Raw genomic sequence first — 25,405 nt, forward strand, 5'->3', positions numbered from 1 at the left:
GCTCACCGGGCCGCTCACAGGGCACGCACCTTCTGGCGGCGTACGACGTGGATGAAGACCGGCGCCCCGACGAGCGCGGTGATGATGCCGACGTCGACCTCGCTGGGGCGCGCGACGATGCGACCGACCACGTCGGCGGCGGTCAGCAGCGCGGCGCCCACCACGGCGGAGAACGGCAGCAGCCAGCGGTGGTCGACCCCGACGAGCAGTCGGCACAGGTGCGGCACGACCAGCCCGACGAAGCCGATCGGGCCGGCCACGGCGGTGGCGGCGCCGCACAGCAGCACCGCACCGAACGCGGCGGCGCCGCGGGTCAGCGCGACCCGCTCGCCCAGCCCGGCGGCGACGTCGTCGCCCAGGGCGAGGGAGTTGAGGCCGCGGGAGGTCGCCACGCAGACCAGCAGGCCGACGAGCAGGAACGGCGCGACCAGGCGGATCGTGTCGTACGACGCGCCGCCGACGCCGCCGATCTGCCAGGACCGCACGCCACCGGCGATGTCGTTGCGGGGCAGCACCACCGCGGTGATGACCGAGGCGAAGGCGGCGGAGGTGGCGGTGCCGGCCAGCGCGAGCTTGAGCGGCGTCGCCCCGCCGCGACCCAGCGACCCGACGGCGTAGACGAACACCGCGGAGGCGGCCGCGCCGACGATGCCGACCCAGATGTAGGTCGAGGGCGCAGTCAGCCCGAACCAGGCGATGCCGGTGATCACCGCCAGCGAGGCGCCCATGTTGACGCCGAGGATGCCCGGGTCGGCCAGGGGGTTGCGGGTGACGCCCTGCATCACCGCGCCGGCAACTGCCAGCGCGGCGCCGACCAGCACGGCCAGCAGCGTGCGGGGGATGCGCTTGGCGACCGCCGCCTCGCCCATGGTCTCGGTGGACCCGCCCAGCCCGGCGAGGATCTCCTCCAGGGTGACCTCGCGGGAGCCGACGGCCACCGACCAGACCGTCAGCAGCGCGAGCAGCACGACGGCCAGGGCGAGCCAGGCGGCGCGCACCCGCCGCGGACGTCGGACGACGCCCGCGGCGGGTGCGGGTGCGACGGCGGCCGTCGCGGTGCTCTGCTGGGAGCCGGTTGCTGGACCTGTCACTGGGTGTCGGCGCTGGCCTCGGCGAGCATGGTGACGTAGTCGTCGAGCACGTAGGAGATCGACAGCGGCGTCGGGTTCGCGGCGGTGCCGAGCGGGTTGTTCGGCAGCAGCACGATCGCGCCGTTCGCCACGGCCGGCATCTTCGACAGCAGCGGGTCGCCCTCGAGCGCCTCGACGAGGGTCTCGTCGCCGTAGGTCACGATCAGCTCGACGTCGTCGAGGCCGTCGATCTGCTCGGCGCTGCGGGTCAGGCTGAACTGGTCGGTCTTCGCCGAGGCGGTGGCGATGCTCTCCGGCGTGGCCAGTCCGAGGTCCTCGAAGAAGCGCGCGCGGGTGTCGTGGGTCGTGTAGAAGCTGACCTCGCTGAGGTCGGTGGTGTCGACGTGGGTCAGGAACATCGCGCCCTTGCCCTCGAGGCCGGGGTGGTCGGCCACGGTGTCGGCGATCTCGCCCTCGAGGTCCTCGACGAGCTCCTCGCCCTCCTCGGCCATGCCCATCGCCTGGCTGCTGAGCGTGATCATCTCGCGCCAGTCGGTCGACCAGGGGGCCTCGGGGTAGGCGACGACCGGGGCGATCTCGCTGAGGGTGTCGTAGTCCTCCTGGGTCAGCCCGGAGTACGCCGCGAGGATCACGTCGGGCGCGGTGTCCGCGACGGCCTCGAAGTCGATGCCGTCGGTCTCGTCGAAGAGCACGGGGGTCTCCGCGTCGAGCTCCTCGAGCTTGTCGCTGACCCAGGGCAGCACGCCGTCGCCGTCGTCGTCGCCGAAGTTGGCCGCCGCCATGCCGACCGGCACCACACCGAGCGCGAGCGGGACCTCGTGGTTGGCCCAGTTCACGGTGGCGACCCGCTCGGGCTTCTCCTCGATCGTCGTGGTGCCGAGCGCGTGCTCGATCGTGATCGGGTACGCCGCGCCGCCGTCCGCAGCGCCGCCGTCGGTCGCGGTGTCGTCGCTGTCCGCGGAGGACGAGCAGCCGGTGAGCAGCAGGGCGGCGGCGCCGACAGAGCCGGCGAGGATTCGCAGAGAACGCACGGGAGTTCCTTCGAGATCGGGGAAAGAGAGCGGAGGAGCGGGAGGAGCCGGGAGGAGCGCCGGCACACGGCACATCCACGCTCGCCGACCCGAACGGCATGCGGGCGGTGCGGCCACCAGCTGTTGGTGAGGCTAACCTAAGTGCTCTACGTCTCCGGAAAGAGGTGCCATGTACGGCGCAGTCGTGTCCACCGAGCGGGTCACGCCCTCGATCGTGCGGGTGGTGCTCGGAGGGGAGGGCCTCGCCGACTTCGCGATGCCCGCCGCCACCGACGCCTACGTCAACCTCGCGATCGCCCCGCCCGGCGCGCCGTACGACGCGGTCTTCGACCCCCGGCAGGTGCGCGAGGAGCAGCCGCGCGAGTGGTGGCCCGCGCGCCGGCGCTACACCGTGCGCGCCTGGGACCCGGCGAGCCGGCTGCTCACGATCGACTTCGTGGTGCACGGCGACGAGGGCGTCGCCGGCCCCTGGGCGGCCCGCGCCGTGCCCGGCGACGTGCTGGTCTTCGAGGGCCCCGGCAGCGGCTACACCCCCGACCCGGACGCCGACTGGTACCTCTTCGTGGGCGACGAGTCCGCGCTGCCCGCGATCGCGGCGTCCCTGGAGGCGGTCCCGGCCGACCGCCCGGTCGTGGTGCGCCTGGTCTGCGACGACGCCGGGCACGAGATCCCGCTGAGCACCCCGGGGCGCCTGGACCTGCGCTGGCTGCACCGCCGCGGCGCCGCGGACCCCGCGCGCCTGCTGCTCGACGCCCTCGAGGCGCTGGAGCTCCCCGCCGGCCGCCCGGACGCCTTCGTCCACGGCGAGGCCGACGAGATCCGCGGCCTGCGCCGCCACCTGCTCCTCGAGCGTGGCCTGGAGCGCTCGGCGATGTCGTGCTCGCCGTACTGGCGGCGCACGATGACCGACGAGGCCTGGCGCCAGGTGAAGGCCGACTTCGTCGCCGCCATGGACGCCGATCTCGCTTGAGCACCCGCACCCCCACCGCGCCCGAGCCGCGCGGGACGACCGAGCCTGCCGGGCCACCCCTCGACCCGGCCGCCGCACCCCCGGTCCTCCCCTCCGGTCCGGCGCCCACGACACCGGGCGCGCTGCTGCGCCGTACCGTGTGCCGTCACGCCCGGACCCTCGCCGGCGCCTCCGCGCTGGTGACCGTCTGGCAGGTCGCCGAGCTGATGGTGCCGGTGCTGATCGGCGTGGTCATCGACCGCGCGGTGGTCACCGGCGACGGCTGGCAGATGCTGCTGTGGGCGGGGGTCTTCGCGCTGCACTTCGTGGTGCTGAGCCTCAGCTACCGCTTCGGCGCGCGGATGGGCAACCGGGCCCTGCACACCGAGTCCCACGCGCTGCGCACCGAGGTCTCGGCGCACGTGCTGTCGGGGCGCGGCGCCCGCGCCGACCGGCTGCCCGGGGACGTCGTGAGCATCGCGACCGCCGATGCCGAGATGGTCGCCTTCGTGGTGCGCCAGCTGATGTTCACCGTCGCCGGCGCGGTCGGATTGGTGGTCAGCGCGGTCGTGCTGGCCGCGATCGACCCGGTGCTCGCGCTGGTCGTGCTGGTCGGGGTGCCCTGCGTGCTGGGCGTGACCCAGCTGCTCTCCCCGCGCCTGGCCGCGCGCAGCGCGGTGCGTCAGGAGGCCCTCGGCGAGGCCGCCGGCATCGCCAGCGACCTGGTCCGCGGGATCCGGCCGCTCAAGGGCGTCGCCGGCGAGGACGCCGCGCGCGAGCGCTACCGCCGCCGCAGCCAGCAGGCCGCCACCGCAAGCGTCGGTGCCGCCCGCTGGGAGGGCGTGATGCAGGGCATGACCGAGGGACTGAGCGGGCTGTTCCTCGCCGTCGTCGCGCTGGTCGCCGGCCTCCGCGCGGTGAACGGCGAGATCGGCGTCGGTGAGTTCGTCGCCGTGGTCGGCATCAGCCAGTTCCTCGGGGAGCCGCTGCGGATGCTGACCTTCCTCATCGCCCAGCTCGCCCAGTCGCGTGCCTCCGCCGCGCGCATCGTGGACTTCCTCGCGACCCCGCCCCTGGTGCTGGCCACCCGCGAGGCGTCCGCGGCCGGGTCGGACCTGCCCGCGACGTCCACGACGTCCACGACCTCCACCACGTCCGCGACGCCGTCGCTGGCGCTGCGCGCGGTGTCGTACGGCCCGCTCCGCGACCTCACCCTCCTCGCCGAGCCCGGCAGCTCGGTCGCCGTGGTGGCCGAGGACCCCGCCGACGCCGCCGCGCTGCTCACCCTGCTGCGCGGCGAGGCGGTGCCCGAGGCGGGCACCGTGGTCGTCGGCGGGCGGGCCGTGGGCGAGCTGAGCGTGGCGCAGCTGCACGCGGCGCTCCTGGTCGCCGACCACCACGTGGAGCTCTTCGACGCCACCATGCGCGGCAACGTCGACCCGCATGCCGCCCTCGACGACGAGCGGCTGGCCCGGGTGCTGCGCGCCTCCGCCGCCGACGAGGTCGTGGCCCAGGCGCCCGCGGGGCTCGAGGAGCACGTCCGGGTCGGCGGCACGACGCTGTCCGGGGGGCAGCGCCAGCGTCTCGGTCTCGCCCGCGCGCTCGCCGCCGACCCCGGTGTCCTGGTGCTGCACGACCCCACCACCGCCGTCGACGCGGTCACCGAGGCGCGGATCGCCGACGGTCTGCGCGCGCTGCGGCACGCGCCCGGCGCCCCGGTCCGCACCACCCTCGTCCTCACCAGCAGCCCCGCGCTGCTCGCCCACGCCGACGTCGTCGTCCACCTCCGCGGTGGCCGGGTCGTCGCCCGGGGCACTCACCGTGACCTCGGCGCCGACGAGCGCTACCGAGCGGCGGTGCTGCGATGACGACGCGCCTGCCCGTCTCCAGCGCCCGCGAGGCCTTCACGCTGGCGCGCGCCCTGCTGGCCCGGCGCCGGTGGACCTTCGCGCTCAGCGTGTCGATGTTCGCGCTGGCCGGCGCCGCTGGGCTGGTCGCGCCGTGGCAGCTGGGCCGCATCGCCGACCTGGTGAGCACCGGTGGCACGACCGGCCAGGTGCTCAGCGCCGCCGGCTGGATCGGCGCCGCCGCGCTCGTCGTCGCACTCGCCACCGCCGTGTCGGTCGCCGCCCTGGCCCGCGCCGCCGAGCCCGCGCTCGCCGAGCTGCGCGAGGACGTGCTCGACCGTGCCCTGCACCTGGACACCGAGGAGCTCGAGGCCACCGGCAGCGGCGACCTGCTCGCCCGGGTCAGCGACGACGTGCGCGTGGTCGCCGGCTCGCTCACCGAGGCCGTGCCGCTGGTCGTGAACTCCCTGATGGCCATCGTGTTCACCCTCGGCGGCCTGGTCGCCCTGGACTGGCGCCTGGGCCTGGCCGGGCTGGCCGCCGCGCCGGCGTTCGTGCTGGCGCTGCGCTGGTACCTGCCGCGCTCCGGGCCCTACTACCGCCGCGAGCGGGAGGCCAACGGCGAGCGGGCCGAGGCGCTGCTGGCCGGCGTCCACGGCAGCCGGCCGCTGCGCGCGCTGGGCACCGCCGGGCACCAGCAGCAGCGGATCGCGCAGGCGTCCTGGCGCTCGGCGACGATCTCCATCGACGTGTTCGACCTGATGATGCGCTTCGGCGGTCGCACCAACCGCGCCGAGGCCATCGGCCTGCTCCTGGTGCTCGGCACCGGCTTCTGGCTGGTGCGCGCCGACGCCGCGACGGTCGGCGCGGTGACGACCGCCGCGCTCTACTTCCACCGGCTGTTCAACCCGATCGGCGCGGTGCTGTTCCTCTTCGACGAGGTGCAGTCCGCGGGTGCCTCGCTCACCCGGCTCGCCGGCGTGGCGTTGCTGGCTCCCCGCGTGCGCGGCGCCGCGATCGCCCCGGCGCACGCCGGCGTCTCGCTGTCCGGCGTCGCCCACGCGTACGACGGGGGGCACCACGCCCTGCGCGGTGTCGACCTGGAGATCGCCCCCGGCGAGCGGCTCGCGGTCGTCGGCAGCAGCGGCGCCGGCAAGAGCACCCTCGGCTCGATCATCGCCGGCCGCCTGGTCCCCAGCGCCGGCAGCGTGCGGGTCGGCGGCGTCGCCGTCGCGGACGCCGCGCTCCCGCACCGCCCGGTCGTGGCCACCGTGACCCAGGAGGTCCACGTCTTCGCCGGCAGCGTGCGCGACAACCTGCTGCTCGCGCGCCCCGACGCGGGTCCCGCCGAGGTGGACGCGGCCCTCGAGGCCGTCGGCGCCGGGGGCTGGGTCGCGGCTCTGTCCGAGGGCGCGGACACCGAGATCGGCGGCGGCGCCGTACCGATCACCCCCGCGCAAGCCCAGCAGGTCGCGCTGGCCCGGGTGCTGCTGGCCGACCCGTGGGTGGTGGTGCTCGACGAGGCGACCGCCGAGGCGGGCTCGGCCGGCGCCCGGGCCCTGGAGGCGGCCGCCCGGGCGGTGACCGACGGGCGCACCACGATCACGATCGCGCACCGCCTGGTGCAGGCGCGCGACGCCGACCGGGTGCTGGTGCTCGAGGACGGCGTCGCCGTCGAGCTGGGCAGCCACGAGGAGCTGGTGGCCGCCGGCGGTCGCTACGCGCAGCTGTGGTCGGCCTGGTCCACGCGCTGAGCGCGCGGCGTCAGGAGCCGGCGCGGACCTTCTCGGCGAGGCGGACCGCGGCGTGCAGCACCAGCGGGGCCTCGTCGGGGTCGGTGACCGCCTGCTCGGGGACCTGACCGCCGAGCAGGGCGGCGGGCCGGGTCAGCCAGCCCCACGCGGTCCAGGGGTCCATCCGCGCCGCCAGCAGCGGCTCGAGCACCGCCAGCAGCTCGGGTCGCACCTGTCCGGCGGCATCGAGCTGGAACCCGGGGACCAGCACCCGCTCACCCTCGGTGAGGATGAGCAGCTGGTTGCGGGAGGCGGCCTTGTGGATGCTGAAGCGGGTCGCGTCGACCGACGCGCCACGCCGCGCGGCGAGCGTCTCGTAGGTGAACCACTCGCTGGCCAGCAGCTGCTGGCGCACCCGGGCGCGCTGGGCGAGCTGCAGCAGCGGGATCGGTACGGCGTGCTGGGGCTCGCTGCCCTCGCTGTGCAGCTGGCGGTCGAGGTCGGCCAGCTGCTCGGCGCTGAGCCGGGCGCCCGAGCGCGGGTCGGTCCACACCGCGCGACCGTGGCAGTCGCGCGTCATGGTCGGCAGGCCGGCCTCGCGCAGCGCCGCCACCAGGCCGAGCTCCTCCAGCCAGGCCGCCAGCCGCTCGCCGGTCTCGAGTGCCGCTGCGTCGTCTGCCGGGGACGGTGCCGAAGTCATGGTTCAAGCCTGCCGCACCGGGCGCGACGCCTCGGCACCGGCCCGGGGCGGTGCGACCCCCGTCACGGCCGCGTGTCACAGGCTGCCCGGCTCACCTACTGCGAGCTGCGGTCGTGGTCGGCCAGCCCGGCCAGCATCCGGTTGTAGGCCTCCAGCTCGGCGTCGGAGTCGCGCGAGGACTGCCGGTCGTGGCGGTCCGCGTCGCGGGTGTCGCTGCGGAACCACTGGAACAGCAGCACCACCATCACGATGAGCAGCGGGACCTCGCCCATCGCCCAGGTCAGCGACCCCCCGACGTACTGGTCCTGGGAGAGGTCGGTGGCGAAGCCGCGGTCCAGCATCGTGTAGTAGTCGCCGGCGACGACCGAGTCGGCGCTCATCAGCGCGATCGCGAAGAACGCGTGGAACGGCGTGACCAGCAGCATCAGCCCGAGGCGGGCCAGGTAGGAGGGCCGGTGCGGCAGCGGGGCGTCGCCGACCAGCACCTCGAAGTAGAGGTAGCCAGCGATCAGGAAGTGCAGCTCCATGAACGCGTGGCCGAGGTGGTTCTGCATCAGCGCCTCGAAGACGCCGGTCATGTAGACGGCGTAGAGGCTGCCGACGAAGATCACGGCCGCGACCAGCGGGTGGCTGAGGAAGCGTGCCGGGCGCGAGCGGAGCACCGAGGACAGCCACTGGCGCGGGCCGTGGCCGCCGGGCATGTCGGCGCCGGGCAGCGCGCGCAGCGCGAGGGTGATCGGGGCGCCGACGACCAGGAAGATCGGGGCGACCATCGAGAGCACCATGTGCGCGGCCATGTGGGCGCTGAACATGACCTCGGAGTAGACGGCGAGGCCGCCGAGCGTGGTGTAGGCGACGAGCAGCAGGCCCACGAACCACGACACCGTGCGGCCCGCCGACCAACGGCCGCCGCGACGGCGCACGGCCACGATGCCGGCGAGGTAGCCCGCGGTGCCGAGCAGCACGACGGCGAGGCCGATGCCGGACGGGGTGAAGGAGAGCAGCAGGTTGGCGACGCTCGGCGGGTCCGGGAGCGGGCCGCCGAGCAGGCTCTCGGCGCCGTTGCGGAACGGCTCGCCGACCGGCGGGGAGGTGCGCCCCAGCGCCACGCCCAGACCGGCGGCCACCGACATGAGCACGAGCTCGAGGCCGACGACCGGGGCGAGGTCGCGGACCCCGCTCGCCGACGGCGGGCGCTCGACGAGGGCGCGCCGGGCCTGGAGCGCGACCCAGCACAGCAGCGCCAGGACGACGGTCTTGGCCAGCACGCCCGCGCCGTACGCCGTGGTGACGAGCTCGGTAGGGGTGCCGAGGTTGACCAGGGCGCTCACGACGCCGGAGGCGAGGGTGAGCCCGAGGCACCAGGCGGCCAGGCCGGAGAACCGGCGGGCGGCGCGCGCCCGGGCCTCGGACGGCTCGCGCAGGAACCAGGCGAGCGCGACCAGGCCGCCGGCCCACACCGTCACCGGCCCCACGTGCAGCGCGAGCGCGATGACGGCGGTGTCGTGGCTGCCCGAGGACGCGGAGTGCCCGGTCAGGACGCCGGGGAGGTTGGCGAGGATCGCCAGCACCAGGAGGAACGCCGACTCGCGGACCGCGAGTACCCAGCGACTGGCCACGGCGAGCACGAGCGCAGCGACGGCCTGGAACAGCAGCACCTGGCCCTGGTCGGACTGCAGGGCGAAGTCCCACACCGTGCCGGGCCGCACGGAGCCCAGCGGCACCGCGAACAGGTCGGAGTAGGTGAGCACGAGCTCGGCGAGGCAGGCCAGCACCCAGGCGGCGGCCAGCCAGCGCACGGAGGCCACCGCCCGGAAGGCGCGCCCGCCGAGCTCGCTGCGCGGCCCGGCGCCGGTGAGCACCGGCACCAGCAGCGCGCCGACGATCGCGACGCCGAGGGCGATCGAGGCGTACCCGAGGACCGGCACGCCCCAGCCGGTGAGCGCGCCGGGGTCGGGCAGCCCGGCCGGCGGTGCCTCGGGGGCGCCGCCGCCGAGGAGCAGGAACGCGACCAGTGCGACCAGGCCGCCCGCGACGGCGAGCGAGGCCATCCGCACCCGGGGGCTCATGCGGTGCCCCCGCGCCGGGCCCGCAGGAGCAGGGCGCCGGCGAGCACGACCAGCGCGACGACGCCGGCGACCACCAGGCCGGTGGCGGTGGCACCCCAGTCGTCGTCGGCGGCGGCACCGCCCTCGGTCGCCCCCTCGTCCGTCCGGTCGGTCTCGGTGGCCGGGTCGGCCGCGGTGGCGGTCTCGACCTCGAAGGTCTGCTCGCCGCTGATCGGGTGCCCGTCGGCCGACACGACCCGGTAGGCCAGCGTGTAGCTCCCGGCCGGGAGTGCGAGGCCCTGGGCGTCGAGGGCCTGGGTGACCCGGGGGCCCCGCACCGTGGCGTCCCCGCTGTTGACGCGCACGCCGTCGGGTGCGGTGACCACGACGTACGCGGGGTCGGAGATCTCCTCGTTGAACTCCAGCGTCACCTCGTCGGGCAGCGACGCGACGCGGCTGCCGTCGGCGGGGTCGGAGGACACGAGCGCGGCGTGCGCCGAGGCGGGCGCGGCGGCGGCGAGCAGGGTGCCGGGGATCAGCGCGAGCAGCAGCGCCGCGAGCGTGGCGAGGCGGCGGCGCGGAGCCGGTGACGTGGTGGGGCGGGCGTTCACAGCAGGCTGCTCCAGTGGTCCCAGAGACGGATCGAGATGGTGCCCCTCGGCGTACCCCCGGGTGCACGCGCGCCGGCGCGCACCCACGTGTCGTGCCTGGGCCTCCATGGTGGGACCAGTGTCGCAACCGTGCGGTCACGGACCCAACCGGCGCGGGCTGCGGGCGCCCGGAGGGAGGCGCAGGTCACGCCCGGGGCCGGACGCGGCGGCCTCAGCGATCGCCGAGGCCGTGGGAGACGCCCCACAGCACGGCCTGGGAGCGGCGCTCGACGCCGATCTTGCGGTACGCCGAGCGGATGTGGGTCTTGACGGTGTTGATGCTGAGGAAGGACTGCTCGGCGATCTCCTGGTTGCTCATCCCGCGCGAGATGCACGCGAGGATCTCGGACTCGCGCGGCGAGAGGCCGTCCTGCTGGCCGGGCCAGGTGGTGCGCCGCGGGAAGCGGCTGGCGTGGGTGGAGGTCGCCGGGCCGAGGACGGAGTGGCCCTCGTGGATGGCGACGACGGCCTTGACCAGCTCGTCGGCCGAGCAGCTCTTGTGCAGGTAGCCCGCGGCGCCGTGGGCGAGCGCGACGTCGGGGGGATAGGTGCGCCAGCTGAAGACCAGCACCGGCGCCCGGTGCTCGCGCACGAGCTTGGCGAGGGTGGGGTCGCGCCCCGGCAGCCGCCCGAAGGTGTCGTAGAGGATCACCGCGGGGGAGAGGTTCAGCTCTGCGGTGATGGTGAGCTCGGTGATCTCGACGTCGTCGTACGGCTCCAGCATCGCCTGCAGCCCGCGCACCACGACCTCGTAGTCGTTGGCGATCGCCAGGCGCACCGGAGCAGGCGGCGGTGTCTGCTGCTGCGTCCCGGCGGCCGAGGTCATGCTCGTGCTGTACCCGGTCCGCATCCCCGCCAACCTCCCCCCGAGTCGGCGCCAATGGTGTGCCGAGTCGGCGCCAATGGCGTGCCGAGTCGCGGTGGGGTGGGGGCGATTCGTGGGGGACCCGGGGCCGGATGGGATGCTTGCGCGTCGCCATGCGCCGGAGCCCCCCGCGCGCCAGGCGCGGAACCAGCGGAACGGCGAGACGAGCAGGGTGGAGTGGCGATGAGCGAGGTGGCCGGTGAGCTGGCCCGCGTGCGCAGCGCGTTCGAGCAGCCCACGCTGACGCTGCTGCACCAGCGCCAGGCGCCGGTGGTGATCACGGTGTTCCGCGCGGCGTTCGGGCGCGACAACCGCCCGGTGTCGACCGGGCGCCTGCACGCCCAGGTCGAGGAGCACCTCACCGAGCTGCGCCTCGCCGGCGAGCGCGACCTGCCCCAGGGCACCGGACGCGACCTGTGCCAGCGCTGGATGAAGGGGCAGTGGCTGGTCCGCTCCCTCGACGAGACCGGCAACGAGGTCTACACGCTGACCTCCCACGCCCAGCAGGCGCTGGAGCAGGTCAAGGCGCTCTCCCGCGACCGGGCCACGCTCAGCGAGCACCGGATCGGGACGCTGCTCTCGACCGTGCGCCGCTTCAACAGCGAGGCCAACCCCGACCCCGGCGCCCGCGTCGGCATCCTCAACGCCGAGATCGGCCGGCTGCAGGCCGAGCGCGACCGGCTGCTCGAGGGCGGCGACGTGGACGCCGCCGACGAGGACTACATGGCCCAGGGCTTCACCGAGCTGCAGCTGCTGGTCTCCGCGCTGCCCAGCGACTTCGCCCGCGTCGAGGAGCGCTTCGCCGAGATCCGCGCCGAGATCCTGGCGGCGTTCCGCGCCGAGCAGCGCCCGGCCGGCGAGGTGGTCGATGAGTACCTCGCCCGCGCCGACACCCTGATGACCGCCACCCCCGAGGGCCGCGCCTTCGAGGGCGCCTTCGCGCTGCTGCGCGACGACGAGCTCGTGGCCCAGCTGCGCGACGACCTCTCCGCGCTGCTCGAGCACCCGCTGTCCGGCGCGATCCTCGCCGACGTGGACCGCGCCGAGCTCCGCGGCACGGTGCGCCTGATCCGCGAGGGCCTGGAGCGCGTGCTCGCCCAGCGCGCGCGGGTCACCGCCACGCTCAAGGAGTACATCGTTGCCCACGACGCGGCCCGCGACCGCGAGCTGGAGCAGACCCTGCGCCAGGTCGAGTCCGAGCTGATGACCTGGATGGACAACACCGGCCCGCGCACCGTGCTGGACATGCCGCTGCTGCCGGACCGGGTCGGCGTGGAGCACCTGCGCGAGCGCTTCTACGACCCCGCCGACCACGTGCGACCGGTCCGGCTCCCGGCCCCGCCACCGCCGCCCGCGACGCGCCCGACGTACGAGCAGCTGCGCGCGCAGGGCGGGCCGTCGGTGCCCGAGCTGCGGACCCGCTTCGTGGCCGCCCTCGCCGCCGCGGACGCCGCCTCGCTCGGCGCGTTCTTCGACGCCCTCGAGCCCGAGCTGCGCCGCCCGGTCGAGATCTTCGGCCTGCTGCACCTGGCCGCCGAGCGCGAGCTGGCCGTCGGCGGCGACCCCGAGACCTACCGCGCGGTGCGTCCCGACGGCACCCAGCGCGCGTTCGCGGTGCCCCGCGTCGAGCTGCGCCAGCCCGACGACCCGGCCGCACCGCCGGCCGACCCCACCCACGACCGATCCCGCACGGAGGCCCCCCGATGAGCACCACCGCCGAGCCGGCTGCGCCGGAGGAGTACGACGGTGAGCAGCCGGCCGAGCCCAGCGAGCTGCTGGCCTCGGTGTCGCTCTTCGAGGGCGACGAGGGCACCCTCGAGCAGTCCGAGCGGCAGGCGCTCGTCGCGCTGCTCAAGCAGCGCTTCATCAGCGCGCGCACCCACCCCCGCGACTGGCAGGTGCTCGTGGAGAACGAGCAGCTGCTGCGCTCCCGGCTCAACGACCTGTTCCTGGAGCTCCAGGTGGACCGGATCCGCGAGGTCGCCTGGAAGCGTCAGGCCTTCTCCGAGACCGGCCAGCGCTTCCCGACGCTGCTGCACGACACCGCCTGGAGCCGCGAGGAGACGATCGTGCTGGTGCACCTGCGCGACCGGTTCCGCTCGGCGACCGCGGCGGGGGAGGACCGGGTCTTCGTCGACCGCGAGGACCTTGTCGAGCACGTCTCCGGCTTCCGTCCCGTGCACAGCACCGACCTGTCCGGCGATGAGAAGCGGGCCCGCAACGCCGTCGCCAGCGTGCAGAAGGCCGGTCTGCTGATCGGCTCGCCGACCGACGACCGCTTCGAGATCAGCGAGGCCGTCGAGTCGCTGCTCCCCCTCGAGGTGCTCCAGGAGCTGCTGGTCACGCTGCGCCGCGCCAACGAGGCGCCGCCCGAGCCGGCCGACGACGTGCTGTTCGGCGACGACCGCCCCGACCGTGAGGAGGCTCAGGCATGAGCACCACCCAGCAGCCCGAGCCCGGGACCCAGCCCCAGCCCCCGATCAAGCCGGAGCCGCAGGTCCCCGCCGCGGTGCTCCCCGAGCGCCTCCAGGACGACCCCGCCCGGGTGGAGACCGAGGTCGGCAGCGTCGGGCTCTTCGACGAGGACGTCGTGCTGACGCCGTCCGACGACACGCTGCAGTGGCGCGCCGAGGTGCTCCAGATGGTCAACTGGGGCGGCTTCTCCGGCCGGGTCGCGATCGACCTGCACGCCGACGCCACGATGATCTCCGGCGCCTCCGGCGTCGGCAAGAGCACGCTGCTCGACGCCTACACGGCGCTGATGATGCCCTCCGACACCCGCTTCAACGGCGCCTCCAACGACGCCGTCACCGGGCGCGCCCGCGGCGCCGGGCAGCGCAACCTGCTGTCCTACCTGCGCGGCGCGGTCGACGTGGTCGACGACCCGCGCACCGGCCGCCCGGTCGAGCGGCTGCTGCGCGGACGCGACGGGGACACCTGGGGCGCGGTCGCGATGACGTTCGTCAACGACGAGGAACGCCGCTTCACCGCGCTGCGCACCTACTACGTGCCCCGTCGCGCGACCCGCTCGGGCGAGGTCCAGATGCAGCTGGTCACCCTCGACGCCGCGATCGACCTGGCCACCCTCGAGGCGGCCGTCCCGGACCGCTTCCACGCCAACACGCTCAAGAAGCTCAGCCCCGGGCTGCGGGTGCACCGCACCTACACCGAGTTCTCCGCCGTGCTGCACGCCCGCCTCGGCATCGGCGCGAACGGCGACGGGGCCAAGGCGCTCGGGCTGCTGGCCCGCATCCAGGCCGGCAACCAGGTCCGCAGCGTCGATGAGCTCTACAAGGAGATGGTCCTCGAGCGGCCCGCGACGTTCGGGGCCGCCGACCGCGCCGTCGAGCACTTCGACGCCCTGGAGTCGGCGTACTCCGCGATGCGCACCGAGGAGGAGAAGCAGGACCTGCTCGCCCCGATCACCGAGCTGCACGCGCGCAAGGTGGCGGCCCGCGAGCGCGCCGCCGAGCTCGACGCGTACGGCGTGACCGCGACCGGTGACACGCCGGTGCGGTACTGGCTGCTGCGCACCCACGCGCGGCTGCTGGCCGCCGGGGTCGAGGCGAACCGTCTGGGCCGCGCGTCGGTGCGCGATCAGCTGCGTGCCGCCGATCGCCAGGTGGCGGCGCTCAGCGCCGACCTCGACGCCGCCCGCGACGAGCACCGCGACGCCGGTGGCGCGAGCGTGGCCCGGCTGGACGGTGAGCTCGAGCGCGAGCGGCTGCTGCGCGAGGAGCGCCGCGCCCGCCGCGAGACGCTGCTCGAGCGCCTCGCGCCGCTCGCGGTGCTCGACGACGACGGAGGCGAGCGGGTCGATGCGGCGGGCGCCCTGGCCAGCCGCGAGGCGTTCGCCGCGCTCGCCGACCACGCCGAGCAGTGGCTGGCCGCGCACCTCGACGCGGGCGAGCGGCTGGTCGCCCAGCGCGACGAGCTGCTCGCCGAGCGCTACCCGCTGCTGGCCCGCCGTACCGAGCTCCAGGGCGAGCGCGCCTCGCTCGAGGGCCGCTCCGGTCGGGTGCCGGAGCACCTGCACGCGATGCGCCGCGAGGTCGCCCGCGCCAGCGGGATGGCCGTGAGCGACCTGCCGTTCGTCGCCGAGCTGCTCGACGTGGCGCCGGAGGAGTCGCGCTGGCGCCTGGCCATCGAGACGGTGCTCGGCGCGACCGCCCGCACGATGCTGGTGCCGCTGCCGCGCCTCGAGGAGTTCTCGGCCGCCATCGACTCGCTGCGCCTGCGTGGCCGGCTGACCTTCGAGGGCGCCCAGCTCGACCTCGACGGCCCCGACCTGCTCGACCCCGAGCAGGTCGCCGGCAAGCTGGTCTTCGCCGACTCGCCGTTCCGCGGCTGGGTGCAGCGCCACGTCGCCGAGCCCTCGCGCAACGCCCTGTGCGTGGAGAGCGCCGACGACCTGCGCGGCGGCGGCTTCCGGGTCACCCTCGCCGGCCAGACCCGCTCCGGGCGTCGCGGCTCCCACGGGCGCGGCGACCAGCGCAGCATCATCGGGTTCAGCAACGCCGACGCGCTCGCCGAGATCGACGCCGACATCGCCGCCCTCGAGGCCGACCTGCGCGCCGTCGACGAGCGCATCGCCCGCGTCGAGAGCGCCACCCGGGTGCAGGAGCGCCGTCGGGTGGCGTACGACGCCCTGGGCACGCAGTCCTACGACGACCTCGACGTGGCCGCGTGCGAGGCCCGCATCGCCGACCTCGAGCGCCGGCGTGAGCAGATCCTCACCGCCGACGACCGCCTCGGCACCAGCGAGCAGCAGATGAGCGAGCTCGCCGCGCGGCTCGAGGAGGCCCGCCTCGAGCGGTACCGCCTCGACGAGCGCCGGCGCCGCCTCGAGCTCGAGCACGCCGAGCTGGTCGACAGCGAGGACCTGGTCAACGACGAGCTGGAGCGGATCGGTCGCGACGGCCGCGTCGTGTGCACCGAGGAGCAGGCCCGCCGTCTCGACGAGGAGTTCCGCGCCGCCGCCGACCCCGACGACCCCGAGGACCTCGACCGCTTCCACGAGAGCTCCGGGCGCCTCCAGGCGCGGCTCTCCGCCGCCGTCCAGGAGGCCCAGGTGGAGGTCGAGCACGTCGACCGCGAGCTGGCCGCGATCTTCCGGGCCTACCAGCTGCACTGGGCCGACCCCAACCTCGGCACCACCGCGGAGTCCTACCCCGACTTCGCGCGCATCCTCGCCGACATCGAGGCCACCGGCCTGCCGCAGCGCCGCGCGGAGTGGCGCCGGCGGCTCACCGAGTGGAGCGGGCAGGACCTGGTGCCGCTCGCGGGCGCGATGTCGTCCTCGGTCGAGGAGATCGAGGACCGCCTCGAGCCGATCAACGCGATCCTGCGGCGCCTGGAGTTCGGCGCCGAGAAGGACCGGCTCCGGATCCGGCTGCGTCGCCTGGCGCCCGCGCACGTGCAGGTGTTCCTGCGCGAGCTGCGCGAGCTCTCGCGGGGCACGGTGCGCGACCTCGACGAGGCCGCGCTGGAGGAGCGCTTCACCCGGCTGCGCCGGTTCATGGGCCAGCTGCGCGGTCCGGCCCAGGGCGCGGACCCCGAGCGGACAGGGGAGCGCGAGCGGCTGCTCGACGTACGCCGCCACGTCGAGGTCAGCGCGGAGCGCTACGACCGGCTCACCGGTGAGCTCAAGTCGACCTACCGCACGCTGGGGGAGAAGTCCGGTGGCGAGAGCCAGGAGCTCGTCGCGTTCATCGTCGGCTCCGCGCTGCGCTTCCGCCTGGGCGACGAGATGCGCTCGCGGCCCCGCTTCGCTCCCGTGTTCCTCGACGAGGGCTTCGTCAAGGCCGACTCGGAGTTCGCCGGGCGCGCGGTGCGCGCGTGGAAGGGGCTGGGCTTCCAGCTGGTCATCGCCGTACCGCTGGACAAGGTCACCGGGCTGGAACCGCACATGGACGCGCTGCTGGTGATCACCAAGCACACCGACACCCAGCTCTCGTCGGTGTTCCGGGTGAGCGACGCATAGGTTGAGTGCTCCGATATCCCTCCGAAAGGATGATTTTCGCGGGAGGCGTGCGGTGATGCGCCGGGAAGCCGCCGCGGCGCGCCGCTCGGCGTACCGTGGAGGTCCAGACATGACCTCCCGTGCGTGGCCGGCGGGGACGACGGCAGGAGCACTCGGGTGAAGCCGGAGCACGCGCGTCCGTTGGCGGCCTTCGCGGCCGTCACGGTCGCTGCGGTCGTCGTCCTGGCCGTGCCCCGTCACGCCGGCACCCCGCGGGACCCCCTGGCCGGCTCCGCCGCGGTCCAGGCCTCCGCCTCCGCGCAGGCCCGCGCCGGCCAGGCGGTCGAGGGCGGCAGCACCAGCCCCGGCGACGCCCACCGCCCGGCGGCGCACCTGCACATCGGCCCCGACGGACTCCCGCTCTGGCCCGGCACCGGCCTCGGCGGGTTGCTCGACGGCGCCCCGTCGGTGGCCCTGGCCTACGCCGCGCGCCTCGCGAGCGCGATCCAGGCGGTCGCCGCGGCCGCCGGCGACAGCGCGTCGGGCACCGCATCCGGGCCGAGCGAGGGCGCGAGCGACCCGGACGGCGCCACCGGCACCGGCACCACGCCGGGGACCGGCACCACGCCGGGGACCGGCACCACGCCGGGGGCCGGCACCCCCACCCCGCCGACGCCGCCCGGCTTCCCGCCCGTGATCCCGGGCGACCCCCCGGCGCCCAGCGACCCGCCGACGACGCCGAGCGACCCGCCGGTGATCCCCGCGGACCCCCCGGCGACCCCGAGCGACCCGCCGACGACCCCCGCGGACCCGGCGACGCCGTCGACCCCGCCCGGGTCGCCGGGCGACAACTCGGGCACCGTGCCCTCGGAGACGCCGCCGGCGAGCGACGGCACCTCGTCCGACGGCGCGTCGCCGGCCGCGCCGACCCAGCCGGCGGGCTGAGCGGCCCCGGCACGTCGCTGCTGCGCGATCGGGCCGGTTGCGTCAGGCTGGTCGCATGAAGCGACGTCCGGTCCCGCGCGTCACCGACGCGCCGGAGCCGCAGAGCGCGCGCCAGCGGCGCCGCCAGCGGTGGTACTTCGCCCTGATGGGGATCTGCCTGGTGCTCATCGTGTTGGCCTGGAACGTCGTACGGCTGTGGTCGGTGCCCGCAGCCGTCGCGATGTCCGCCGTGGCGGCGGTGCTGCCGCCGATCGCCGCGCTCGTGGCGAACTGGGGTGAGGGCAGATGACCCGCATGCCGGAACGGGCTCCCGCGGGGGCGCCCCGGGCCGCAGGATAGGCCCATCGTGAACAGACGCCGGTTCCGCGCGCGCCCCCGGGAGGCGCCCGCGCAGCGACCCGCCACGCAGCCGCCCGCGGCCGGGCTCGACGACCTGCTGGTCGTGGTCGACCGGCATCCCGCCCGGCCGGGGGCCGGTCCGCTGGCTCGGTCCGCGGGCCTCGTGGTGGGCGTGCTGACCCTGGTCACCTGCCTGGCCCTGCTGCCGTTCACGCTGGTCCTCGGCGGCGTCGCCCAGCACGCGATCCGCGCCTGGGACGGGATCGGCACGGAGCTGCCGCCGATCCAGGCCAAGCAGCGCACCGTCCTGCTCGACCGTGACGGGCGCCAGTGGGGGCAGCTGTTCACCGAGAACCGGGTGGCGACCGAGCTCTCCGACATCAGTCCCCACGTCGTGGCGGCGCTGCTCGCCACCGAGGACAGCCGGTTCTACGAGCACGGCGCCGTCGACCTGCGCGGCGTGGCCCGGGCGTTGGTCAACAACGTGGTGGGCGCGGACCTGCAGGGCGCCTCGACGCTGTCGCAGCAGCTGGTGGAGAACCTGCGGATCCTCAACGCGACCACCGACGACGAGCGGCGCGTCGCCAAGGCCTCGACCCTCGGCGGCAAGATCGCCGAGCTCAAGCTCGCCGGGGAGCTCGAGCGGCGCTACTCCAAGGACGAGATCCTGGAGGCCTACCTCAACGTCGTCTACCTCGGCAACGGCGCGTACGGCGTCGAGGCGGCCGCCCGCCGGTACTTCTCCACCTCGGCCGCCGACCTGAGCATCAAGCAGGCCGCCACGCTGGTCGCGATGCTCAAGTCGCCCTCGGCGTACGACCCGATCACCCACCCCGGCCGCTCCCGCCAGCGCCGCGACGTGGTGATGGCCCGGATGGTGGCCGAGGGCGCCTTGACCCGTGAGCGCTTCGAGAAGCTGCGGCGCCACCCCACCCCGATCCAGGAGTCCCGGCCGCGGTCGGGCTGCGCGGCCTCGGAGTTCCCCTACTACTGCGCGATGCTCATCGAGCACGTGCTGCGCTCCCCGGAGTTCGGCGAGACGCGCGAGGACCGGCAGAACCGGCTCAACGCCGGTGGCCTGGAGATCCGTACGGCGCTGGACGCCGAGGCCATGCGTGCCGCCGAGGAGGCCGTCGACGCCGGCTTCGGGCGCACCAACCGGGTCGGGACCGGCATCGCGGTCATGGAGCCCGGCACCGGCCAGGTCGTGGCGATCGCGCAGAACCGCACGTTCGGCACGCCCGAGGGCAAGGACGACCCCTCCCGCACCCAGGTGGTCTATGCGACCAGCGAGTTCCAGACCGGCTCGACCTTCAAGCCGGTCACCCTCGCCGCGGCGCTGGAGTCGGGGATGAGCGTGCGCACCACCTACGACACCCCCAGCGGGCTCTACGTGGACGGCCTCGACGCGCCGGAGGGCGGCTACAAGAACGACGACCGCCAGGGGCACGGCGTGCTGGACGCGTACGGCGCGATGCGCGGCTCGGTCAACACCTACTTCGTGCAGATGGTGGCCGACGCCGGTGTCCGTGAGACCGCCGCGGTGGCCCAGCGCCTCGGCCTGACCTCGATCCCCGAGGACCTCAGCGGCCGGGAGGGCTCGCTGACTCTCGGCGCCTTCGAGAGCTCCCCGCTGCAGCTGGCCACGGCGTACGCCACCCTCGCCGCGCGAGGCGTGCGCTGCGACCCGGTGCTGATCCTCTCCGCGCGCGACGTCACCACCGGCGAGGACGTCGACGTGCCGGACGGCGACTGCCACCAGGCGATCAGCCCGGCCGTCGCGGTGCAGGTCTCCGACGTGCTGCGCGCGCCGTTCGACGCCGGCGGGACCGCGTCGTCGGTGCGGCTCGGCGACGGGCGCCCGGCCGGCGGCAAGACCGGCACCACCGACGACGCCGCGGCGGTGTGGTTCGCCGGCTACACCCCCCAGTACGCCGCGGCGGTGTGGGTCGGCGACCCGCGCGGCGGTCAGGCGCACCCGCTCACCGGGGTCTATGCGCACGGCTACTACCACTCGGTGCTCTACGGCGGCACCGGCGCGGGGCCGGTGTGGCGGCGCACCATGGAGGCGATCCACGAGGGGCTGGCGGTCGAGGAGTTCCCGCCGATCCAGGGCGCCGGCGCGGTGCTGGTCAACACCGCCGTGCCGTCGGTGGTCGGGATGGGCATCGATGAGGCGGTGACGCTGCTCGCGGCGTCCGGGTTCGAGGTCCGCGTGCGCCAGCGGGCGAGCGAGACCGCGGGCGGGGAGGCCGATCACGTGGCCGAGCAGGAGCCGGCGGCCGGGACGGCCGTGGGCCGCGGCGCCGAGGTGCTGCTCACGCTCACCGCGGGCTCGGAGACCTCTCTGGACCTGCGTGCGCTCACCGCTGAGGGCCCGGGCGGTGGGCGATGAGGTTCGACCGCGACAACCCCTTCCACCTGCTGCCGGCCGCGGCCGCGGCGGCGGCGCTGGTGTGCACCCTCGGCCTGCTGCTGCTCGGGCTGCCGGTGCTCGGTCTCACCGGCGCGGACGACGACGCCGAGGAGCTGCCCGAGGAGGTCGCGGTCGCCTACGCGCGCGTGGTGGAGGACAGCCCGCTGCCCGCCTGGCGCGCGGTGACCCGCACCTTCGCCGGGCTGCCCTCGGACTGGGAGCGGCAGGGGCAGCTGCTCACCGCGGCGAGCGTGCCGCACCCCCTCTCGTGCGTCGAGCCCGCGCCGGCCGTGGCGATGTCGCAGACGGTCCTGGTCGGGGGCAGCAACGTCCAGGCGACGATCGCGGCCTGGCCCGCCGGCGTCGGCGCCGCCGCGCTCGCCCGGATGGTGCAGGACGCGCCGGGATGCGCCCCCTCGGCGCTGGCGGTCGAGGTGGTGGCGCAGCTGCCGCTCGGGGTCGAGGGCAGCTCCTTCGCGGTGTCCGGCACCGACACCTCCTATGAGGTGCTCGCCTGGCGACGCGGCGACGTGGTGGGCTTCGTCGCGGGTACCGATCGCGAGGCACTCGACACCGCCGCGGGCGAGGTCGACGCCGTGCTGGCGCGCGAGGTCGCCGAGCGCTGCCTGGCGCAGGACTCCGTGCCCGAGGACGCGCTGCGCAACCAGGTCCACGCCGGGGCCGACTTCACCGGCCGCACCCGAGGCAAGCAGGTGCGCACCACCCCGGTCGACTGGCCCGAGCTGCCCGCCGACCTGCGCGCCAGCGGCGTGCGCGCGATCCAGGTGCCGGGCCCCGCGGCATCGGTGGTCCCGGCCGTCGTGCCGGCCCAGCCGGCGTACCCGGTCTGGCCACCGCTGCCCGAGCCGGTCGCGCTGCCCGAGCCGCCCGCCGACGTCGAGCCGCAGCGCACCGAGGCGCTCGCCCCGCAGCGGATCCCCGACCCCGACGGCCCGGGCTGCGGCTGGGACTTCGCCGCGACGATGGCCCCGGAGTACGACGAGGCGGAGGTCCGCGCCGTCAACGCCGAGGCGCTGCGGCGCACCCGCGCCGAGCTCGTCGAGGACGGCCGGCGTTGGCAGGGCGACGTCGTGGACTACTGGGTGGACTACGCGGCGTACGTCGACGCGGTCGAGGCCTACCGCGGCTACGCCGGCGAGGTCGCCCGGGTCGCCGGCGCCTGGGACGCGATCGCGGCCGACTGGGCCGACTACGAGCGGGCGATGGAGGACTGGCGGAGCGTCGAGCAGGCCCGCACGGACCTGATCGAGGCGCAGACCCGTGCGCGCAAGCGCTACGCCGAGGACAGCGCGAGCTGCGAGGAGTGGCTCGCCGAGGACCCGCTCAGCCCGCAGTACGTGCTCTACTGCCCGCCGACCTTCCCGGCGGTGCTCGACGAGGAGGTCCCGCCCTCGCAGCCCGAGCCGGAGCCGCCGGCCGACCCGCGCCCGGCGGACCAGCGCTGACCGGCGGCCCCCGCCCCGGGCCGCGTCAGGCCGGGGAGGGCGGGTCCTCGTCGAAGACCATCGGCTCGGGCACGCCGGCGGTGATCCGGGTGCCGTCGGCGCGGATGCCGCCGGTCTGCGGACGGTTGCCGAGCAGGCCGCGCACCCGAGGACCCTGGTGCTCGAGCGGGACGCGCAGCGGCTCGGTGGCGGTGATCGTGTAGTACTCCCCGCGCACGTTCACCGAGACCTCCGGGTCCTTGCCGCGCTCGAGCATCGTGAACGTGATCGCGTCCTGGGTCAGCTCGACGAGCAGTCGGGTGCCGTGCCAGCGGATCCGGAACCGCATCGCGGGCCAGTCGCGGGGCAGACGCGGGTCGAAGCGCAGGCGGCGGCGGCGATCGCCCATCCCGGCGAAGCCGAAGACGAGCGCGCTCCACACGCCGCCTGCCGAGGCGATGTGCATGCCGTCGACGGTGTTGTGGTGCAGGTCGCCGAGGTCGACGTACAGCGCCTGGCGGAAGTAGTCCATGGCGACGTCCTCGTAGCCGACCTCGGCCGCGATGATCGCCTGCACCACCGCCGACAGCGTGGAGTCGCCGGTCGTGATCGGGTCGTAGTACTCGAAGTTGGCGCGCTTCTCCTCGGGGCTGAACCGGTCGCCCTGGAGGAACATCGCCAGCACCACGTCGGCCTGCTTGAGCACCTGGAAGCGGTAGATCACCAGCGGGTGGTAGTTCAGCATCAGCGGCCGCAGCTCGTCCGGGGTGCGGGAGAGGTCCCAGACCTCGCGGTCGAGGAAGAAGTCGTCCTGCGGGTGGATGCCGAGGCCCTCGTCGAAGGGGATCGTCATGCCGGCGGCGCAGCGGCGCCACTCCGCGACCTCGTCGTCCTTGACGCCGAGGCGGTGCACGAGGCGCTCGAAGTCGACCGGACGGCGCTCCTTCAGCGTCTCCACCACCCGGGCCGCGGCCTCGAGGTTGAAGCGGGCCATCACGTTGGTGAACAGGTTGTTGTTGACCACCGTCGTGTACTCGTCGGGGCCGGTCACGCCGTGGATGTGGAACGTCGGGTCGCCGCCGTTGGTGCGCCAGAAGCCCAGCTCGGTCCACATGCGGGCGGTCTCCACGAGCAGGTCCATCCCGTCGCGGATGAGGAACCCCAAGTCGTCGGTCGCGGTGACGTACTGCAGCAGCGCGTAGGCGATGTCGGCGTTGATGTGCATCTGGGCGCTGCCGGCCGCGTAGTACGCCGAGGCCTCCTCGCCGTTGATCGTGCGCCAGGGGAAGAGCGCGCCGCTCTGCGCCATCTCCCGCGCGCGTGCCCGCGCCGCGGGGAGCATCCGGGTGCGGAAGTGCATGAGGTTCCGCGCCAGGTGCGGCTGGGTGTAGGTGAGGAACGGCGCGACGTAGATCTCGGAGTCCCAGAAGTAGTGACCCTCATAGCCCGAGCCCGTCACGCCCTTCGCGGGCACGCCCTGCCGGTCGGCGCGCGCCGAGGCCTGGGCGAGGGTGAGCAGGTTGAACCGGATCGCCTGCTGGGTGGCGTCGTCGGTGGCGACCTCGACGTCGGCGGCGTCCCAGAACTCGTCGTACCAGCGCTGCTGCTCGGCCAGGTGCTCGGCCACGGTGTGGCCGACCGCGCGGTCGAGGGTCCGCTCGCAGCGGTCGCTGAGCTCGCGCACCGGCACGCCGCGCGAGGTGTGGTAGGTCACCAGCTTCTCCAGGCGCAGCGTGCTGCCCTGGCGCGCCTCGACCCGGATGACCATCTTGGCCAGGTCGTCCTCGGCGCGCACGATCAGCTCGTGGTCGTCGGGGGTCTCGATGCGGTGGTCGGCGGCGACCGCGATGGTCATCCCCGAGCGGGCGCACTGGTAGCCCAGCAGCATCCGGCGCTCGTCGGCGTGCGCGGCACGCGGCAGCAGCACCCGCTGGTCGAAGCCGCCCGCCTTGCGCGGGTCGGCGGCCTCGCCCATGGCGGCCGAGGGGACGTGGTACTCGTCCTCGCCGTCCTGGCGGTTCTGCAGCTGCGAGGAGATCACCAGCGGCGCGTCGCCGTCGAGCATGGTGACCTCGAAGGTCAGCAGGGCGAGGTGGCGCTGGGTCATCGAGACCATCCGGCTGGACTCGACCTGCACGCGCTTGCCCGAGGGGGTGCGCCAGATCAGGCTGCGGCGCAGGACGCCGTCGCGGAAGTCCAGGCTGCGCTCGTACTGCTCGAGGTCGGCGGTGCCGAGGATCAGCGGCTCGTCGTCGACGTAGAGCTTCATCAGCTTGGCGTCGGGAGCGTTGACGATCGTCTGACCGGTGCGCGCGAAGCCGAAGGCGGCCTCGGCGTGCCGGATCGGCCAGGTCTCGTGGAAGCCGTTGATGAAGGTGCCGTGGGCGTAGGCGTCACGGCCTTCCTCGGGGTTGCCGCGCATGCCGAGGTAGCCGTTGCCGACGCTGAAGAGGGTCTCGGTGGTGCCGAGGTCGTCGGCGCGGTACTGGGTCTCGACCAGGCGCCACGGGTCGGCAGGGAACCGGCCGCGGTCCATCGGCTGCCTGGACTGCTCGCGGGGGTTCATCGGGCACCGTCCTCGACCGCTGCGACGAGCTCGGCGAGGTCGGTGACGACCAGGTCGGCACCGGCCTGGGTGAGGGTCTCGGGCCCGGCGCCGCGGTCGACGCCGATCACCAGGCCGAACCCGCCCGCCGCACCGGCGCGCACACCCGACACGGCGTCCTCGAGGACGACGGAGGCGGCGACGGGGGCGCCCAGGACCTCCGCGGCGTGGACGAACGTGTCGGGAGCGGGCTTGCCGGGCAGCCCCAGCTCCGTGGCGACACGGCCGTCGACGACGGTGCGGAACCGGTCGGCGAGGCCGGCGGCGGCCAGCACCGCGGGCGCGTTCGCGGAGGAGGAGACCACCGCCAGCGGGATGCCCAGATCACGCAGGTGGTCCAGCAGTGCCACCGAGCCGGGGTAGGCGGTCACCCCGTCGCGCTCGAGCACGGCGTTGAACGCGTCGTTCTTGCGGTTGCCCAGTCCGCGCACGGTGAGCTCGGTGCCCGGGTCCTCGCTGGTGCCCTCGGGCAGGGTGATCCCGCGCGAGACCAGGAAGTCGCGGACCCCGTCGTAGCGCGGCTTGCCGTCGACGTGCGCGAAGTAGTCGGCGTCGGTGTAGACCGACAGGTCCGCGACCGCGGCGTCGGGGAGCGCCGGCGCGTCGTCGGTCAAGAAGGCGTTGAACATCTCGCTCCACGCGCGCATGTGCACCTCGGCGGTCGGTGTCACCACCCCGTCGAGGTCGAAGAGCACAGCACGCCAGGAGGTCCAGTCGACTCGATCCACACTGTCGAGGCTAGAGGCTCCCGCCCCGCCACCGGTGCTCCTGGGTGGTGA

18 protein-coding genes are annotated in these 25,405 nt (G+C 74.8%); 10 read left to right on the forward strand and 8 right to left on the reverse strand.

Features of this window, described 5'->3' with window-relative positions; genetic code table 11:
- Positions 1-14 precede the first annotated feature (14 nt).
- Together GFH29_RS09465 and GFH29_RS09470 are read right to left on the reverse strand one after the other, a co-directional pair.
- On the reverse strand, positions 15-1,091 hold the full coding sequence (locus tag GFH29_RS09465; protein WP_153323103.1) for a FecCD family ABC transporter permease: 1,077 nt from the start codon (positions 1,089-1,091) through the stop codon (positions 15-17).
- On the reverse strand, positions 1,088-2,122 hold the full coding sequence (locus GFH29_RS09470; RefSeq protein WP_228387857.1) for an iron-siderophore ABC transporter substrate-binding protein: 1,035 nt from the start codon (positions 2,120-2,122) through the stop codon (positions 1,088-1,090). The genes GFH29_RS09465 and GFH29_RS09470 overlap by 4 nt, the downstream gene beginning before the upstream one ends.
- A 169-nt stretch (positions 2,123-2,291) precedes the next feature.
- Between GFH29_RS09470 and GFH29_RS09475 the strand changes: the two genes are divergently transcribed.
- From GFH29_RS09475 to GFH29_RS09485, 3 genes are read left to right on the forward strand one after another with little or no spacing between them, the layout of a single operon-like run.
- Positions 2,292-3,092: a siderophore-interacting protein gene (locus tag GFH29_RS09475; protein ID WP_153323105.1), complete on the forward strand. Its 801-nt coding sequence runs from the start codon at positions 2,292-2,294 to the stop codon at positions 3,090-3,092.
- Complete coding sequence (locus GFH29_RS09480; protein ID WP_153323106.1) at positions 3,089-4,939, forward strand: ABC transporter ATP-binding protein; 1,851 nt, start codon at positions 3,089-3,091, stop codon at positions 4,937-4,939. The genes GFH29_RS09475 and GFH29_RS09480 overlap by 4 nt, the downstream gene beginning before the upstream one ends.
- Entirely contained in the window at positions 4,936-6,672 is a 1,737-nt protein-coding gene (locus tag GFH29_RS09485; RefSeq protein WP_153323107.1) for an ABC transporter ATP-binding protein, read from the forward strand. The genes GFH29_RS09480 and GFH29_RS09485 overlap by 4 nt, the downstream gene beginning before the upstream one ends.
- A 10-nt stretch (positions 6,673-6,682) precedes the next feature.
- Here the strand turns inward: GFH29_RS09485 and GFH29_RS09490 are convergent, their stop codons facing one another.
- From GFH29_RS09490 to GFH29_RS09505, 4 genes are all read right to left on the reverse strand, one after another.
- Positions 6,683-7,351 (reverse strand): hypothetical protein, encoded by a 669-nt coding sequence (locus GFH29_RS09490; RefSeq protein WP_153323108.1) that lies wholly within the window; start codon positions 7,349-7,351, stop codon positions 6,683-6,685.
- 95 nt (positions 7,352-7,446) lie between these two features.
- Positions 7,447-9,420 carry a cytochrome c oxidase assembly protein gene (locus tag GFH29_RS09495; protein WP_153323109.1) on the reverse strand — a complete coding sequence of 658 codons (1,974 nt, stop codon included), beginning with the start codon at positions 9,418-9,420 and terminating at the stop codon, positions 7,447-7,449.
- The gene (locus GFH29_RS09500; protein ID WP_228387858.1) at positions 9,417-10,010 is read right to left on the reverse strand and encodes a copper resistance CopC family protein; all 594 of its coding nucleotides are present in this window, start codon (positions 10,008-10,010) and stop codon (positions 9,417-9,419) included. The genes GFH29_RS09495 and GFH29_RS09500 overlap by 4 nt, the downstream gene beginning before the upstream one ends.
- 211 nt (positions 10,011-10,221) lie before the next feature.
- Positions 10,222-10,875 carry a response regulator transcription factor gene (locus GFH29_RS09505; protein ID WP_153323111.1) on the reverse strand — a complete coding sequence of 218 codons (654 nt, stop codon included), beginning with the start codon at positions 10,873-10,875 and terminating at the stop codon, positions 10,222-10,224.
- A gap of 222 nt (positions 10,876-11,097) precedes the next feature.
- On the opposite strand from GFH29_RS09505, the gene GFH29_RS09510 reads away from it, so the two are divergent.
- The 7 genes from GFH29_RS09510 (at position 11,098) to GFH29_RS09540 (ending at position 22,042) form a co-directional block, all read left to right on the forward strand.
- The gene (locus GFH29_RS09510; RefSeq protein WP_153323112.1) at positions 11,098-12,621 is read left to right on the forward strand and encodes a DUF3375 domain-containing protein; all 1,524 of its coding nucleotides are present in this window, start codon (positions 11,098-11,100) and stop codon (positions 12,619-12,621) included.
- Positions 12,618-13,349 (forward strand): DUF4194 domain-containing protein, encoded by a 732-nt coding sequence (locus GFH29_RS09515; protein WP_153323114.1) that lies wholly within the window; start codon positions 12,618-12,620, stop codon positions 13,347-13,349. The genes GFH29_RS09510 and GFH29_RS09515 overlap by 4 nt, the downstream gene beginning before the upstream one ends.
- Positions 13,346-16,897 (forward strand): ATP-binding protein, encoded by a 3,552-nt coding sequence (locus tag GFH29_RS09520; protein WP_153323116.1) that lies wholly within the window; start codon positions 13,346-13,348, stop codon positions 16,895-16,897. Before GFH29_RS09515 ends, GFH29_RS09520 begins: the two co-directional genes overlap by 4 nt.
- Before the next feature lie 156 nt (positions 16,898-17,053).
- Positions 17,054-17,821 carry a hypothetical protein gene (locus GFH29_RS09525; RefSeq protein WP_153323117.1) on the forward strand — a complete coding sequence of 256 codons (768 nt, stop codon included), beginning with the start codon at positions 17,054-17,056 and terminating at the stop codon, positions 17,819-17,821.
- A 55-nt stretch (positions 17,822-17,876) separates the two neighbouring features.
- Positions 17,877-18,110, forward strand: coding sequence for a DUF3099 domain-containing protein (locus GFH29_RS09530; protein WP_153323119.1), 234 nt, complete (start codon positions 17,877-17,879; stop codon positions 18,108-18,110).
- 57 nt (positions 18,111-18,167) lie between these two features.
- The gene (locus tag GFH29_RS09535) at positions 18,168-20,555 is read left to right on the forward strand and encodes a transglycosylase domain-containing protein (RefSeq protein WP_153323121.1); all 2,388 of its coding nucleotides are present in this window, start codon (positions 18,168-18,170) and stop codon (positions 20,553-20,555) included.
- Positions 20,552-22,042 carry a hypothetical protein gene (locus tag GFH29_RS09540; RefSeq protein ID WP_153323122.1) on the forward strand — a complete coding sequence of 497 codons (1,491 nt, stop codon included), beginning with the start codon at positions 20,552-20,554 and terminating at the stop codon, positions 22,040-22,042. The genes GFH29_RS09535 and GFH29_RS09540 overlap by 4 nt, the downstream gene beginning before the upstream one ends.
- A 25-nt stretch (positions 22,043-22,067) precedes the next feature.
- On the opposite strand, the gene GFH29_RS09545 is transcribed toward GFH29_RS09540, so the two are convergent.
- Together GFH29_RS09545 and GFH29_RS09550 are read right to left on the reverse strand one after the other, a co-directional pair.
- On the reverse strand, positions 22,068-24,587 hold the full coding sequence (locus tag GFH29_RS09545) for a glycoside hydrolase family 65 protein (protein ID WP_153323124.1): 2,520 nt from the start codon (positions 24,585-24,587) through the stop codon (positions 22,068-22,070).
- Positions 24,584-25,354 (reverse strand): HAD family hydrolase, encoded by a 771-nt coding sequence (locus GFH29_RS09550; protein ID WP_153323126.1) that lies wholly within the window; start codon positions 25,352-25,354, stop codon positions 24,584-24,586. Before GFH29_RS09550 ends, GFH29_RS09545 begins: the two co-directional genes overlap by 4 nt.
- Between the last annotated feature and the right edge of the window lie 51 nt (positions 25,355-25,405).

The sequence above is a fragment of the Nocardioides sp. dk884 genome, assembly GCF_009557055.1.
Taxonomy (GTDB): Bacteria; Actinomycetota; Actinomycetes; order Propionibacteriales; family Nocardioidaceae; genus Nocardioides.

Coding starts and splice junctions, on each gene's coding strand:
- GFH29_RS09490 (WP_153323108.1), bottom strand. CDS start 7,351: ATGACTTCGGCACCGTCCCCGGCAGACGACGCAGCGGCACTCGAGACC.
- GFH29_RS09545 (WP_153323124.1), bottom strand. CDS start 24,587: ATGAACCCCCGCGAGCAGTCCAGGCAGCCGATGGACCGCGGCCGGTTC.
- GFH29_RS09520 (WP_153323116.1), top strand. CDS start 13,346: ATGAGCACCACCCAGCAGCCCGAGCCCGGGACCCAGCCCCAGCCCCCG.
- GFH29_RS09485 (WP_153323107.1), top strand. CDS start 4,936: ATGACGACGCGCCTGCCCGTCTCCAGCGCCCGCGAGGCCTTCACGCTG.
- GFH29_RS09495 (WP_153323109.1), bottom strand. CDS start 9,420: ATGAGCCCCCGGGTGCGGATGGCCTCGCTCGCCGTCGCGGGCGGCCTG.
- GFH29_RS09530 (WP_153323119.1), top strand. CDS start 17,877: ATGAAGCGACGTCCGGTCCCGCGCGTCACCGACGCGCCGGAGCCGCAG.
- GFH29_RS09475 (WP_153323105.1), top strand. CDS start 2,292: ATGTACGGCGCAGTCGTGTCCACCGAGCGGGTCACGCCCTCGATCGTG.
- GFH29_RS09540 (WP_153323122.1), top strand. CDS start 20,552: ATGAGGTTCGACCGCGACAACCCCTTCCACCTGCTGCCGGCCGCGGCC.
- GFH29_RS09510 (WP_153323112.1), top strand. CDS start 11,098: ATGAGCGAGGTGGCCGGTGAGCTGGCCCGCGTGCGCAGCGCGTTCGAG.
- GFH29_RS09515 (WP_153323114.1), top strand. CDS start 12,618: ATGAGCACCACCGCCGAGCCGGCTGCGCCGGAGGAGTACGACGGTGAG.
- GFH29_RS09505 (WP_153323111.1), bottom strand. CDS start 10,875: ATGACCTCGGCCGCCGGGACGCAGCAGCAGACACCGCCGCCTGCTCCG.